Here is a 13,498-nt window from a genome sequence, read left to right on the forward strand (position 1 = left end):
CGTCGTCGTGCTCGGCGGCGGCGTGGTCGGCACACAGGCTGCGCGCATGGCGGCCGGGCTCGGTGCCGAAGTCACCGTGATCGACCGCTCGATCCCACGTCTGCGCGAACTGGACGATCTCTTTGCCGGGCGCGTGCGCACGCGTTTCTCGACCCTCGAGGCGGTCGAGGACGAGGTGTTCGCCGCGGACGTCGTGATCGGCGCAGTGCTGGTGCCGGGCGCGAGCGCGCCGAAGCTGGTCACGCGCGCCATGCTGAAGTCGATGCGACCGGGTGCCGTGCTGGTCGACGTCGCGATCGACCAGGGCGGTTGCTTCGAGACCTCTCATCCGACCACGCACGCTGAGCCAACTTACGAGGTCGACGGCGTCGTGCATTATTGCGTTGCCAACATGCCGGGCGCGGTGCCGGTAACCTCGAGCCAGGCCCTGAACAATGCGACGCTGCCGTTCGGTCTGATGCTCGCGAACAAGGGTTTTGCGGCCGTGCTGGAAAATCCGCATTTGCGCAACGGCTTGAACGTCCATCGCGGGCGGATCACGAACAAGGCGGTCGCGGAAAGCCTCGGGCTCGAGTTTGCGCCGGTTGGAAGTGGCTTGGCGGCGTAGGCGCTGTCGTTGCACCAACCGCGAAGAAGAAAACCATCGCCTTTTGGGCTCCGAACGGAAGGAGTTTCCCCGTCGCAGCCCAAAAAAGCCAATCGCTTCCATTGCTGTTTCGCGGCGAAACGACGACATTCCTGCCAGAAATTGGTGGATTGGCAGCTATGGAACGCAGTGGATTCGAGCCCTTCGGCGAGCAATTGGTGTCCGCAACGGACAGCCAGCCGAAGTCGCGTGCCTCAAAGCTCCTGCTGCGGACTGGCACGACGCTGTTCTGGTCGCTGGTTGCCGGCATCGTGCTCGCGCGTGCCGCCTTCTTCGAGCCGGGGGTCTATGACGGCTTCAGCCGGGTTGCCTCGCTTGCCAAGAGCCTGATCTTCTGAGCCTCTTTCCGCCCTTTATTCCAGATCCGAGGACAGAACTTCCCTCGGCCCTGATATGTCGAAAACTTATTCCCCAATGGAAGCGCGCTGCGTATAAATCCTTCTCCTCTGGGAGAGATTTGTGTCGCAGAATCAAGCATCCAGCCCGGCCGGCACCAAGCCGGCTTCCGCCGCGAGCCGCATTGCGGCGCTGATTCCAGGCATACTCCTCTGCGTTCTGGTGGCCGGCGTCTCCGCCCTGCTGGAGCACGCCGAACTGGGCATGTTCGACCATCCCTATGTCGAGGCGCTGGTGATGGCGATCCTGCTCGGGATGGCCCTGCGCAGCTTCTGGAAACCCGCGCCGCGCTGGCAAGCCGGCATCGCCTTCAGCGCCAAGCAGCTGCTCGAAGTCGCGGTGATGCTGCTGGGTGCCTCCATCAGCTTCGCCGCGATAGCGGCGTCAGGCATCGCGCTGCTGGCATCGATCGCGGCCGTCGTCGTGATTACGCTCGGTGTCTCATTCGGCCTCAGCCGCATGCTCGGGCTGTCGACACGTCTGTCGATCCTGATCGCCTGCGGCAACTCGATCTGCGGCAACTCGGCGATCGCCGCCGTCGCGCCGATCATCGGCGCCAACAACGACGAGATCGCATCCTCGATTTCCTTCACCGCCATCCTCGGCGTGATGATGGTGCTGGGCCTGCCTCTCTTGATTCCTTTGTTGCAATTGTCCGCGACGCAATACGGCATTCTCGCCGGCCTCACCGTCTATGCCGTGCCCCAGGTGCTCGCGGCAACGGTGCCCGCCGGCCTGGTCTCGACGCAGATCGGCACGCTGGTGAAACTGATGCGTGTGCTGATGCTGGGGCCGGTCGTGGTCGGCTTTTCCTTGGTCGCCTCGCGCTGGCAGACCGATGCCAAGAAGACCAGCGTCGGCTTCTTCCGCCTGGTGCCGTGGTTCATCCTCGGCTTCCTCGTGCTCGCGACGCTGCGGTCACTGGAGATCGTGCCGGCCACGGTGGTTGGCCCCGTGACGAAGATCACCGGCTTTCTCACGGTGGTCTCGATGGCTGCCCTTGGCCTTGGCGTGGACGTGCGCGTGCTGGCGAATGTCGGCGGCAGGGTGACGGCTGCCGTGACGCTCTCGCTGATGCTGCTGCTGGGGATCAGTATCGCGCTGGTGCACTGGTTCAAGTGATTGAAACGACACTGCTGTAGGGTGGGCAAAGGCGCGAAAGCGCCGTGCCCACCATCTCTCTCTTATTGCAAGAGATGGTGGGCACGCTCCGCTTTGCCCACCCTAAAGGAGCGTCATCGCAGCGAGCGGAAGGGCAAAATCAAATCACGTCCGCCAGCGAGTGCCCCTGCAGCTCGATGCTCAGCCCCTGCATGCCCAGATCGTTGATCTCGCCGCCCATCGCCTTCAGGCTCTCCTCGCGGATCAGCGACATCAGCCCGCGGCGCAGCGCCAGGAATTCCGACGACATCATCATGGATTGCTGCCGCGGCCGCTCCAGGGGGATCGGGATCTCTGCTTTGATCGAGCCGGGCCGGGCGGTCATGCAATAGACGCGGTCGGACAGGAAGATCGCCTCGTCGATATCGTGGGTCACGAATAGGACCGAGATCTTCAGCCGCTGCCACATATTGGTGAGGATCTGCTGCATGATGACGCGCGTTTGCGCGTCGAGCGCGCCGAACGGTTCGTCGAGCAGCAGCACTTTCGGCCCCGTCGCGAGCGCGCGGACGATGCCGACGCGCTGCTTCATGCCGCCGGAGAGCCTTTCCGGATAATGCTTTTCGAACGCCTCCAGCCCGGCAAGCCCGAGCAGGGTGCGCGCGGCGCGCTCGCGCTGCGAGCGAGGCATGCCGCGCATCTTCAGGCCGAACTCGACGTTCTCCCGCACGGTCTTCCAGGGGAACAGTGAATATTGCTGGAACACCATTCCGCGTTCGGCGCTCGGGCCGTTGACGCGCTCGCCATCGACGGTGACGATCCCCGTCGTCGGTTTGAGGAAGCCTGCGACCGCATTGAGCAGCGTCGACTTTCCGCAGCCGGACGGGCCGACGATCGACACGAACTCGCCGGGGTTCACATGGATCTGCGTGTCGGTGACGGCCTGCACCGGGCCCTCGATCGTTTCGTAGGCTAGCGAGAAGTTCTTGACCTCGATGTGACCCTTTGGCTTTGCAGCAAGGACTTCGCTCATGTCGACCTCCACGGCATCACCAATTGTCCCGCCCCCCGGATCAGCAGGCTCGATCCGAGGCCGAGCACCCCGATCGCGATCATGCCGAGTGCGATGTCGGCATATTGAACCAGCGAGTAAGCTTCCCAGGTGAAATACCCGATGCCGTATTGGCCGGAGATCATCTCGGCCGCGATCAGCGACACCCACGCGACGCCCATGCCGACGGTGAGGCCGGTGAAGATGTGCGGCAGCGAGGCCGGAAAATACACCTCGCGGAAGATCGAGCGCTCGCGCGCGCCGAGACACTGGGCGGCGCGCACCAGCACCGGATCGACAAGCGACATGCCGTGCAGCGTATTGACCAGGATCGGGAAGAACGAGCCGAGAAAGGTGATGTAGACGATGCTCTGCTCGTTGGTCGGCCACAGCATGATCGCCATCGGCACCCAGGCGATCGCCGGAATCGGCCGGAGCACCTCCGCCACCGGGAAGATTATCTCGTGCACCAGCTTGAAGCGTCCCATGATCAGGCCGAGCGGCACCCCGACGATGGCGGCGAGCGAGAAGCCGAAGAAGATGCGGCGACAGCTGAGCAGGACATGCATCAGGAACTTGGGGTCGTGGATCGCCTTGACGAAGCTCGCATAAACCGCGAGCGGCGAAGGCACATTGGTGAAGCGCACGAAGAATACGACGCGATAGGTTGTGAGCAGGTGCCAGACCAGCAGGAATGCGAGCAGCGAGATGATGCCGATCGCGGTCGCGCGCAGCCGGCCCTGGTTCAGGCGGTACCAGCGAAGCATGAGCGCGCCGAAGGAGGTCGGTGCTGCTGCTGGCGTGACGGCGGGCACAGGGCCCGCCTCTGCAATGGACGCTGTCGGCATGCCGTCCTCGGGATGTCTGACGAGGGCGGGACTGCTCACGTCCTGCCTCCGCCGACCGACGCTTTCACCGCTTCGTCGAAGCCGAGCACCTTGCCGCTGATCTTGGCCGCGTAGGCCTCGGCATCCTTCTTCAGCAGGAACGGTGCAACTTCGCCGTTGCCGACCGCGAAGAAGGCCTGGTCGGCGAACAGCTTGATGCCCCGGGTGGTATCGAAGACATAGGCGACGTTGATCTTCTTGCCCTTGGCCTTGTAGTCGGCATAGGCGCCAAGCGTGCAGCTGGCCGATGAGAAGGGCATGATGCCGGCATCATCGAGCCAGACCTCGCCCGCCTTGCGCGGATCGGCGATCGGCTTCTTGCAGAAGGCGTCTTCGCCGGAGATCTCGTAGTTCTTCGTGCTCGCAAGCTGCGCGTCATAGTCGAGCTTCATCTCGGCATAGGCCTTGCGGATGTATTTGTCGTCGACCCACTTCTTCGGATCGAATTCCTTCATGCGGCCGAGGTTCTGCAGCACCTTGACGTCGGTCGTGGCGGCATCGATCAGCGCCGGCTTGACCGTGGGATCGGTGGTCATGTTGCCGCCGGGACCGAGGAAAATGTACACGACTTCCTTGTTGATGCCGGTCCATTCCTGAATCTTCTCGGCCGCGAGCTTGGGATCGTCGCGCAGCCATTGATTGGCGGCGATTACGGCCTTGAAGTAGGCGACCACGACCTCAGGATATTTCTCGGCGAAGTCGGTGCGGACGACGATGCCGTGGAAGGTCGGCAAGTTCGTCTCGACGCCGTCAAAGATCTTTCGGGCGAAGCCGCGGAACGGCAGCAACTCGGCGAAGGGGACGAAGTCGGCATGCCCGTCGATCTTCTTCTCCTGGAGATTGGTCGACCCGACCTCGGGACTCTGGCTGACCAACTGGAAGAAGTCGGCGGGATAGCCGCGGTCCTGCATCGCCTTGAGGACCATGCCATGGGCGGCGGAGCCGAAGGGGACGCTGACGAGCTTGCCCTTGAGATCGGCGAGGTCGTAGTAGGGCGAGTCCTTGTGAACGACGAGACCGTTGCCGGAGCCGGAGAGGCTATAGGCGGCGATGCCGACCAGCCGGCTCTTGCTCTCGGGGTTGCTCTCGAAGGTGAAGCCGTTCACGATCAGCGGATAGTCGCCCATCATACCGATCTGCAGCTTGTTCGCCATCATCGCATTGGTGACGGGCGGGCCCGAGGTGAAGTTCTGCCACTCCAGCTCGAACTTGATGTTGGCATATTTGCCGTCTTTCGGCAGATATTTCTCGAGGAGACGCAACTGGCGGATGACGACGCCGGCGGTGACCGTGTTCGTCGTGGTGTCCTGCGTTCCGATGCCGAGTGTGATCGTTTCCGCCGACACCGGCTGCGTGACGAATAGCGCCAGCGACGTCACCGACATCGCGATCGAGAGCGTGGGAAGACGGCTGACCATTCTCATCCTCATTTGGTTGGATGTGCTGTGGTTGCCATGATTGGGTGAGGTCGCAGGCAGGGCAAATCCGGATTGGCCGTTGCAGTCGATTAGTTGCCGGGAAATTCTGATTGCATACTCCTTGGGCAGTCCTGCACTATAAAGCCGCTTGCCTGTGCACCGGCCTTGGTCGCAGATTTGCTCAGTCGGCTGCGTGACCGCGCATCTCCTCCAGCACGTCGGTCCGGCAGACCACGATCTGCGACCGCTTGGTCAACACGATTCCCTTCTCCTGCATGCGCTTCAGGCTGATCGTGACCCATTGCCGGGTGGCGCCGACCATGTGGGCAATATCGGCATGGGTAAAGGCTGCGGCGATCACAGTGCCGTCGGCATCCTCGACGCCGTAGAGCTCGACGAGATGCAGCAGGAGATGCGCAAGACGCTGCGTGATCGAGCGCGTTCCCAGCATTTGCGCCAGTGCCGAGTAGCACTTGCCCTTGAAGGTGAGGCCCTCGATGAGGCCGATCGCGAGATTCGGGATCTCCGCGGCAAGGGAGCGCAGCTCTTTTCCCGGCAGGTGCACCACGCTGCAATTGCTGGATGCCACGCCGGACCATTGATGCATGGTGCCCTCGAACACTTCGGGGCCTCCGACGAAATTGCCCGCGTGCCAGTAAGCCAGCGTGATCTCGCGCCCGAGCGGCGAGGTGTAGAACACCCGGATGCGGCCGCTCTCGATCAGCCAGATGCCGTCATGCTTGGCGCCCTGGCTGAACAGGGTCTGGCCGCGATTGAGCACCTTGCGGCGGCCCTGCTTCAGCACCAGTTCCCGCTCCCGCGGCGAGAGCTTGTCCATCAGCGGTGGCGGACCGCCGATCCATTGCTGGTTCTCGGTGAGCAGCAGCGAGGAGCTGCCGGTAGACCGCGCCGCTCCGGGAGCGGACCCGCGAACCGCATTCGCCGCCTGCAACATCGTCTGCCTCCGGAACGTTCAAATCGTTCTAAAGAGGAGCAATGTCCGTGCCAGATGGCGAGCCAACAGCCTGCGTCATTCTGAGCGGCGTTCGGTACCCCGGCAAGACGATGCCGGTTATGCGGCAGTCCCCGCGAGGCTCAACAAATACGGCCTCGGGTAAATCCCCCGGTTGTGCCCATCCGAGAACGAGATGTTCAGCCCGTAGCCGAGATCGCCGATCTCGGTGATCGCGATGCCCGGAAATGCTTCCGGAAAGCGGCCGTCGAAGCGGGCGCGGGTGCAGTGGGCGCATTTGCAGGAGAGGCGGAGCGTTTCTGCGGAAACGCTGAGCGCGTCGTCCCGTGCGGTGCGGACGAGCAGCGCGGCGAGATCAGCGCTGGCTTCGTAATCGGCCACGGTCGGCGCCACCAAGGTCATGCTCATGACGAACCTCCGACGTCCTGATAGGTCGGCGCGGGCGCATATGAATAGCAACTAATTGCCGGCGCGGTGTGATCGCGTGTCTTTTCCGTCATGGCCCGCGAAATGTGAAACTAATCGACCGGGAATTCCACTTCCGCGTTGCCGGACTCTTCTCTCTCCGAAAACCTCTGCGCCATCGATGGCCAAGGAGAGACCATGAGCGCATTTCAGAAGGAAACGGTTCTGTCGGTCAGACACTGGACTGATTCCCTATTCAGCTTCACTGCGACCCGAGATCCCGGCTTCCGGTTCCAGAACGGCCAATTCGCCATGATCGGACTCGAGGTCGAGGGCAAGCCGTTGATGCGGGCTTACAGCATGGCCAGCGCCAATCACGAGGAGGCGCTCGAATTCTTCTCGATCAAGGTGCAGGACGGCCCGCTGACCTCGCGCCTGCAGAAGATCAGGGAAGGCGACATCATCCTGGTCGGCCGCAAGGCGACCGGAACGCTGATCACCGGCAACCTCATTCCGGGCAAGCGCCTGCTGCTGCTCTCGACCGGAACGGGCCTTGCGCCCTTTGCCAGCCTGATCAAGGATCCCGACGTCTACGAGAACTACGAGACCATCGTGCTTGCCCATGGTTGCCGCCAGGTCTCCGAACTTGCCTACGGTGAGCACGTCGTCGACGGCTTGCGCAACCACGAATTCTTCGGCCCCCTGATCCGCGACAAGCTGGTCTATTATCCAACCGTCACCCGCGAGCCGTTCCGGAACCGTGGTCGCATCACCGACCTGATCGCCTCGAACCAGGTTTTCGACGATATCGGGCAGTCCGGCCTCGATATCGAAACCGACCGCATCATGCTGTGCGGCAGCCCCGCGATGCTCGAGGAACTCCACGCGATGTTCTCCGCACGCGGTTTCGTCGAGGGCAACCACAGCCAGCCCGGCCATTTCGTCATCGAAAAGGCTTTCGTCGAGCGCTGAGACGCAAATCGCGGCCCGGCGACAACTAATTGCTATCGCCGGGAAGCTCCCTGAACAAATCTGACGCAAAGGCGCCGGCTATCGGCGGACCAGGAGCAAGTGATGGCACTAGATCAGATCGTCGACGGACTTTCCGAGGTTTCCTGCGACGTGCTGGTCATCGGGGGCGGGACGGCCGGCCCGATGGCGGCTTTGAAGGCAAAGCTGAAGAATCCGAAGGCCAATGTCGTCCTGCTCGAAAAGGCCAACGTCAAGCGCTCCGGCGCGATCTCGATGGGGATGGATGGGCTGAACAACGCCGTCATTCCCGGCTATGCGACGCCGGAGCAGTACACCAAGGAAATCACCATCGCCAACGACGGCATCGTCGATCAGAAGGCGGTCTATAAATACGCGCAGAATTGCTACAAGATCATCGAGGAGCTCGACAGCTTCGGCATCCGCTTCCTGAAGAACGAGAACGGCGATTACGCCGTCAAGAAGGTGCACCACATCGGCACCTACGTGCTGCCGATGCCGAACGGCGAGACCGTGAAGAAGGCACTGTACCGCCAGCTCCGTCGCGCCCGCATCCTGATCTCCAACCGCTACATGGCGACGCGGCTCCTGAAATCTGCCGATGGCCGCATCGCAGGGGCCGTCAGCGTCAATACCCGTACCGCCGAGATGCTGGTGATCAAGGCCAAGGCCGTGATCCTCTGTATGGGCGCTGCCGGACGCTTGGGCTTGCCAACGTCGGGCTACATGTTCGGGACCTATGAGAACGCGGCCAATTCCGGCGACGGCTACGCCATGGCGTATCACGCCGGCGCCGCGCTCGCGAACCTCGAATGCTTCCAGATCAACCCGCTGATCAAGGACTATAACGGCCCGGCCTGCGCCTATGTTGCCGGCCCGTTCGGTGCCTACACGGCGAACAATGAAGGATCGCGTTTCATCGAATGCGACTATTGGTCCGGCCAGATGATGCTCGAGTTCTACAACGAGCTGCTGTCCGGCAAGGGGCCGGTGTTCCTCCAGCTCAAGCATCTTCATCCCGACACCATCTCCGAGATCGAATCCACGCTGCACAAGGTCGAGCGTCCGACCCGCGGTCTGTTCCAGCAGGGACGGGGTGTCGACTACCGCAGCGAGTCGATCGAGATGCACATCTCGGAGATCGGCTTCTGCTCCGGCCACAGCGCCTCCGGCGTGTTCGTCGACGACAATGCGCGCACCACCGTGCCCGGCCTCTATGCCGCCGGCGACATGGCCAGCGTGCCGCACAATTACATGCTGGGCGCCTTCACCAACGGGTCGGTCGCCGGCATCGATGCGATGGACTTCGCCGACAGCCATGACTTCGCGGAGTTCGACGCCGCCGACGTCGCCATGGAACGCGAGCGCGTGATGGCGCCGACCAGGCGCGAGGACGGCATTCCGCCCAACCAGATCGAGTACAAGACCCGGCGCCTCGTCAACGACTACCTGCAGCCGCCGAAGGTCACGCGCAAATACGAGCTCGGCATGCGCCGCCTTGCCGAAGCGCGAGAGGACATGCAGGATCGCATGATCGCGCGCAATGCGCACGAGCTGCTCCGCGCCCTCGAAGTTCAGTCGATCATGGACTGCGCCGACATGGCCGCGCACGCCTCGCTCTACCGCGAGGAGAGCCGCTGGGGCCTCTATCACTGGCGCACGGATTTTCCGGAGAAGGACAACGAGAACTGGTTCTGCCACACGCTGCTGAGCAAGCGTGATGGCAAGATGACCAGCGAGAAGCGTGCCGTCGAGCCCTATGTCGTTCCAATCTCGGACGACGAGAAGGACCTCTACGACAAGCAGCGCATCCGCGCCTCCGCCTGATCCACCGCGCCAAAGCAATAGGAGACATCGAATGCCTCTCGCGTCCTATCAGACTTCGGTTCCGGTGGTCGTCGACGACGCCAAATGCATCGCGGACAAAGGGTGCACGGTCTGCGTCGACGTATGCCCGCTCGACGTGCTGCGCATCAGCGACATGACCAAGAAGGCCTATATGGCTTATGACGAATGCTGGTATTGCATGCCCTGCGAGGCCGATTGTCCGACCGGCGCGGTCACCGTCAACATTCCCTATCTGTTGAGGTGATCATGTCGAGCCCGTTCGAATCCTATGACGATCTCGAAGATGCCGACGAACGGCTGCAGGCCGCCGATCCCGCCGAGCGCCGCGTTGCCATCATCGCGCTCGGCCATTCCGGCGATCCCGCCGCAGTCGCGCACCTCGCCAACATGGTCGCGGACCCCGATGCCGGCGTGCGCCAGCAGGTTGCGATGGCGCTCGGTGAGTTCGACGGGCCGGAGGCGGCGAGCGCGCTGGTGAAGCTGCTGGTCGACCCAGAGCGAATCGTTGCGGCGGCGGCGGCCGACAGCATGGCCGAATTTAAGGATCCGGCCTGTGCCGCGATCATCCTGCCCTTGGTGAAGCACGCCCATGCCTTCGTCCGCATGGGAGCGTTGCGGGCGCTGAAGGAATTGCGCTGCAAGGACACGCTGAAGCCGGCGCTGGAAGCGCTCCAGGATTCCGACGCCGCCGTGCGCGTGCAGGCGATCGGCGTGATCGGCTTCCTCAAGCTCGAGGAATCGATCCCGGCGCTGACCGCGCTGATCAACGATCCCGACGCCCATGTCCGTCGCGCGGCAGTCAGTGCGCTGGCGTTCTCGCATATGAAGCCTGCGGCGGAGACGATCACGCGCGCGTTGAGAGACTCGGACTGGATGGTGCGCGAAATGGCGGCGGAAACCCTTGGCCTCAACGCCAATGGCTCGCTGGCGGCAGATCAGCTCATCGGCTCGCTCGGCGACGCGTTCTGGCAGGTACGATTGAAGGCGATCCGCAGTCTCGGCAAGATGAAGATCGAGCGTGCGGTGCGTCCGATCGGCAATTGCATCAACCACGACCAGGCGAACCTGCGCAAGGAGGCCGCCGCCGCACTCGGCGAGATCGCTCACCCCGACGGGGAAGCTTTCCTGGCCGTCATTGCCGACGATCTCGATCCGGACGTGCGCAAGAATGCGCGTTGGGCACTGCAGCAGATTGCGGCCCGCAAGGCGCGGGCAGGGGCATAGCGGTTCTTCGCGGCTGGTCTGGACTTCCCCTGCCAGACGTTTATTTGTCTTCGCCAATGGATCGACCGCCGAAACATGGCCGATCTGAGAACAGCGAGGACGCGGCCATGATGACTTTGACGGTGAGAGACCTCCTCCCCGAGGACGGAACGAAGGGGACGCTGGTGGGCCGCGTCTGGCTGCCGCAGGTCGCCGGTCCGGCCGTCGTCGCTGTGCGTGGCGATGGCGTATTCGACGTCACCGCGAGGTTTCCGACGGTCAGCGCGCTGTGCGAGGAAGACGATCCGGCCAAGGCGCTCGCTGCGGTCAAGGGCGAGCGTATCGGCGATCTCCAAGCCATCGTTGCCAATACCGCCCCCGACGGCCGTGACACCAGCAAGCCGTGGCTGCTCGCCCCAGTTGACCTCCAGACACTGAAAGCGGCCGGCGTCACTTTCGCGATCTCGATGCTGGAGCGCGTCATCGAGGAGCGCGCCAAGGGTAACCCGGCGTCGGCCGAGGCCATCCGCAAGGAAGTCACCCGGCTCATCGGCGACGATCTATCCAAGCTCAAGCCGGGCTCGGATCAGGCGATGCATTTGAAGCAGGTGCTGATCGAGCAGAACGCCTGGAGCCAATATCTCGAGGTCGGCATCGGCCCGGATGCTGAAGTCTTCACCAAGGCGCCGACCCTGTCCTCGGTCGGCACCGGCATGGATGCCGGCCTGCATCCGAAATCGACCTGGAACAATCCCGAGCCCGAGCTCGTGCTGTTCGTGTCGAGCCGCGGCAAGATCGTCGGCGGCGCGCTGGGTAATGACGTGAACCTGCGCGACTTCGAGGGCCGTTCGGCGCTGCTGCTGTCGAAGGCGAAGGACAACAACGCGTCGTGCTCCATCGGCCCGCTTCTGCGCCTGTTCGACGACACTTTTACGCTCGACGATGCGCGCAAGCTCGACATCAGTCTGAACGTGACGGGCACGGACGGCTTCGTCCTCGACGGCCATTCCTCGATCAGCAAGATCAGCCGCGATCCAACCGATCTCGTCGCGCAGACCATTGGCAAGGTGCATCAATATCCCGACGGCTTCGTTCTCTTCCTCGGCACCATGTTTGCGCCGGTCAAGGATCGCGACGCGCAGGGGCAGGGCTTCACCCACAAGCGCGACGACATCGTCACGATCGCAGCGCCCCAGCTCGGCAAGCTGGTCAACCGCATGCGCACCAGCGACGAATGTGAGCCGTGGACGTTCGGCATCGGCGCCCTGATGAAGAATCTGGCGCAGCGAAAGCTTATCTAGCTCGCTCTTCGCCTCTCCGCGCCGACGGCAGGGCCAGGAATTTGCGAGGCAAGTTTCTGGCCCTCCTGTCGCGCCGACCGAAGGCGCGAGAGCTCCATCTGCATCGTCGCCGCGAGAGCGGCGAGGCCATCCATAGTCTTTCCGCAGGGATGGAATTGCTTCACGGCGCTCGGACTGACGAGGAGGAATGGTTACGAGCTCTCTCGTCACGGCTTCGCAGGCCATCAATCCCTTGTTCGGCTTTGAGTTGGGGGATCGCTATAAATCTCGCTAAGGGTGTCAAGACGTAGCCCGCCGCGAAAGTCCAACTTTGCCCTTTAATAGTCAAATAATATGACTAGTCGGAACCCATTTTCCGTGAAATTGTACCCCGCCATGTCCAACGAGGGTGGCAGAGAGGTGCCATAATACTAATCGGCGCCTGCCATCATAAGAGCGCTGCTTGGGAGAACGCCTGATGCTTCACCGCCCTTTCGTTGCCTTACGACGGCCGCGTTGCTGCCGGCTGGGGCCGCGCGCCGCATGATTGCGTACCGTCGGGTAGTGCAGGGCGCAGGAACGGCCACATGAACTCGCGCATCGTCGTCATCCCGACGCGGCGGGCCCATTCCAACCATGCGGAGGTGGCGCGTTCGATCGGTATCGACATCATCGCCGGCCGCTATGCGGAAGGCACGCGCCTGCCGGGCGATGCAGAGATGATCGCGATGTTCGGCGTATCGCGGCCGGTGCTGCGCGAGAGCGTGAAGACGCTGGTCGCCAAGGGCCTGCTCACCACCAAGGCGCGGGTCGGCACCGTCGTCCGCGAGCGCGGCGCCTGGAACATGTTCGATGCGGACGTGCTGGCGTGGCACCTCGACGCCGGCATCGACAAGCGCTTCCTCAACGACCTCGCCGAGATCCGCCTCGCGGTCGAGCCGCGTGCGGCGATGCTCGCCGCAGTGCGGCGGTCCGATGAGGATCTCGCCGAGCTGCGCCGCTGCATGGATCGCATGCGGCTCGAAGCTTCCGACTCGGCGGGCTTTGCCGATGCCGATCTTGCGCTTCACGTCGCCGTTGCGCGGGCCTCCGGCAATCTGTTCATGCGCTCGATCGGCCATGTCATCGAAGCCGCTCTGCGCGCTTCGTTCCTGCTCAGCGCCCCGGTCGAGCCGGGGGACCGCGATACCGTGCTGCTCTGGCATCAGAGGATCGTCGATGCCATCGCCGCAGGCGATGCGGACGCCGCCTCCCAGGCGATCATCTTCGTCATTCACAATGGCATGCATCGCCATGAGGG

Annotated in this window: 14 protein-coding genes; 9 read left to right on the top strand and 5 right to left on the bottom strand. The window is 63.1% G+C overall.

Annotated features, from left to right (window positions below; translation table 11 throughout):
- The 3 genes from JHD07_RS13280 to JHD07_RS13290 all read left to right on the top strand — a co-directional run.
- A partial coding sequence (locus JHD07_RS13280) for an NAD-binding protein (RefSeq protein WP_291622763.1) occupies window positions 1–607 on the top strand: 607 nt, incomplete at its 5' end.
- A gap of 158 nt (window positions 608–765) precedes the next feature.
- Entirely contained in the window at window positions 766–984 is a 219-nt protein-coding gene (locus tag JHD07_RS13285; protein WP_291622765.1) for a hypothetical protein, read from the top strand.
- A 121-nt stretch (window positions 985–1,105) separates the two neighbouring features.
- The gene (locus JHD07_RS13290) at window positions 1,106–2,164 is read left to right on the top strand and encodes a putative sulfate exporter family transporter (protein ID WP_291622767.1); all 1,059 of its coding nucleotides are present in this window, start codon (window positions 1,106–1,108) and stop codon (window positions 2,162–2,164) included.
- 139 nt (window positions 2,165–2,303) lie between these two features.
- Here the strand turns inward: JHD07_RS13290 and JHD07_RS13295 are convergent, their stop codons facing one another.
- The 5 genes from JHD07_RS13295 to JHD07_RS13315 all read right to left on the bottom strand — a co-directional run bounded on the left by JHD07_RS13295 (window position 2,304) and on the right by JHD07_RS13315 (window position 6,874).
- A complete protein-coding gene (locus JHD07_RS13295) occupies window positions 2,304–3,176 on the bottom strand; it encodes an ABC transporter ATP-binding protein (RefSeq protein ID WP_291622769.1) in 873 nt (290 codons plus the stop codon).
- Window positions 3,173–4,081, bottom strand: coding sequence for an ABC transporter permease (locus JHD07_RS13300; RefSeq protein ID WP_291622771.1), 909 nt, complete (start codon window positions 4,079–4,081; stop codon window positions 3,173–3,175). Before JHD07_RS13300 ends, JHD07_RS13295 begins: the two co-directional genes overlap by 4 nt.
- Window positions 4,078–5,499, bottom strand: coding sequence for an ABC transporter substrate-binding protein (locus JHD07_RS13305; RefSeq protein ID WP_291622773.1), 1,422 nt, complete (start codon window positions 5,497–5,499; stop codon window positions 4,078–4,080). Before JHD07_RS13305 ends, JHD07_RS13300 begins: the two co-directional genes overlap by 4 nt.
- A 181-nt stretch (window positions 5,500–5,680) precedes the next feature.
- Entirely contained in the window at window positions 5,681–6,454 is a 774-nt protein-coding gene (locus JHD07_RS13310) for a Crp/Fnr family transcriptional regulator (RefSeq protein ID WP_291622774.1), read from the bottom strand.
- Window positions 6,455–6,571: 117 nt separating this feature from the next.
- Complete coding sequence (locus JHD07_RS13315) at window positions 6,572–6,874, bottom strand: gamma-butyrobetaine hydroxylase-like domain-containing protein (protein ID WP_291622775.1); 303 nt, start codon at window positions 6,872–6,874, stop codon at window positions 6,572–6,574.
- Between the two features lie 201 nt (window positions 6,875–7,075).
- Between JHD07_RS13315 and JHD07_RS13320 the strand changes: the two genes are divergently transcribed.
- The 6 genes from JHD07_RS13320 to JHD07_RS13345 all read left to right on the top strand — a co-directional run.
- Window positions 7,076–7,849 (top strand): ferredoxin--NADP reductase, encoded by a 774-nt coding sequence (locus JHD07_RS13320; RefSeq protein ID WP_291622776.1) that lies wholly within the window; start codon window positions 7,076–7,078, stop codon window positions 7,847–7,849.
- A gap of 102 nt (window positions 7,850–7,951) precedes the next feature.
- The gene (locus JHD07_RS13325; RefSeq protein ID WP_291622777.1) at window positions 7,952–9,694 is read left to right on the top strand and encodes a fumarate reductase/succinate dehydrogenase flavoprotein subunit; all 1,743 of its coding nucleotides are present in this window, start codon (window positions 7,952–7,954) and stop codon (window positions 9,692–9,694) included.
- 31 nt (window positions 9,695–9,725) lie between these two features.
- Window positions 9,726–9,959 carry a ferredoxin family protein gene (locus JHD07_RS13330; protein ID WP_024339914.1) on the top strand — a complete coding sequence of 78 codons (234 nt, stop codon included), beginning with the start codon at window positions 9,726–9,728 and terminating at the stop codon, window positions 9,957–9,959.
- A 2-nt stretch (window positions 9,960–9,961) separates the two neighbouring features.
- Entirely contained in the window at window positions 9,962–10,939 is a 978-nt protein-coding gene (locus tag JHD07_RS13335) for a HEAT repeat domain-containing protein (protein WP_291622779.1), read from the top strand.
- Window positions 10,940–11,046: 107 nt separating this feature from the next.
- Complete coding sequence (locus tag JHD07_RS13340) at window positions 11,047–12,219, top strand: fumarylacetoacetate hydrolase family protein (protein WP_291622780.1); 1,173 nt, start codon at window positions 11,047–11,049, stop codon at window positions 12,217–12,219.
- A 566-nt stretch (window positions 12,220–12,785) separates the two neighbouring features.
- The coding region (locus JHD07_RS13345) for a FadR/GntR family transcriptional regulator (RefSeq protein WP_291622782.1) at window positions 12,786–13,498 on the top strand (713 nt) is incomplete at its 3' end.

Source organism: Bradyrhizobium sp. (assembly GCF_016462955.1).
Lineage (GTDB): Bacteria > Pseudomonadota > Alphaproteobacteria > Rhizobiales > Xanthobacteraceae > Bradyrhizobium.

Bases quoted from the DNA above. Each gene is read 5' to 3' on its own strand.
- JHD07_RS13305 (WP_291622773.1), bottom strand. From the start codon at position 5,499: ATGGTCAGCCGTCTTCCCACGCTCTCGATCGCGATGTCGGTGACGTCG.
- JHD07_RS13330 (WP_024339914.1), top strand. From the start codon at position 9,726: ATGCCTCTCGCGTCCTATCAGACTTCGGTTCCGGTGGTCGTCGACGAC.
- JHD07_RS13340 (WP_291622780.1), top strand. From the start codon at position 11,047: ATGATGACTTTGACGGTGAGAGACCTCCTCCCCGAGGACGGAACGAAG.
- JHD07_RS13325 (WP_291622777.1), top strand. From the start codon at position 7,952: ATGGCACTAGATCAGATCGTCGACGGACTTTCCGAGGTTTCCTGCGAC.
- JHD07_RS13295 (WP_291622769.1), bottom strand. From the start codon at position 3,176: ATGAGCGAAGTCCTTGCTGCAAAGCCAAAGGGTCACATCGAGGTCAAG.
- JHD07_RS13335 (WP_291622779.1), top strand. From the start codon at position 9,962: ATGTCGAGCCCGTTCGAATCCTATGACGATCTCGAAGATGCCGACGAA.
- JHD07_RS13315 (WP_291622775.1), bottom strand. From the start codon at position 6,874: ATGACCTTGGTGGCGCCGACCGTGGCCGATTACGAAGCCAGCGCTGAT.
- JHD07_RS13310 (WP_291622774.1), bottom strand. From the start codon at position 6,454: ATGTTGCAGGCGGCGAATGCGGTTCGCGGGTCCGCTCCCGGAGCGGCG.
- JHD07_RS13285 (WP_291622765.1), top strand. From the start codon at position 766: ATGGAACGCAGTGGATTCGAGCCCTTCGGCGAGCAATTGGTGTCCGCA.
- JHD07_RS13320 (WP_291622776.1), top strand. From the start codon at position 7,076: ATGAGCGCATTTCAGAAGGAAACGGTTCTGTCGGTCAGACACTGGACT.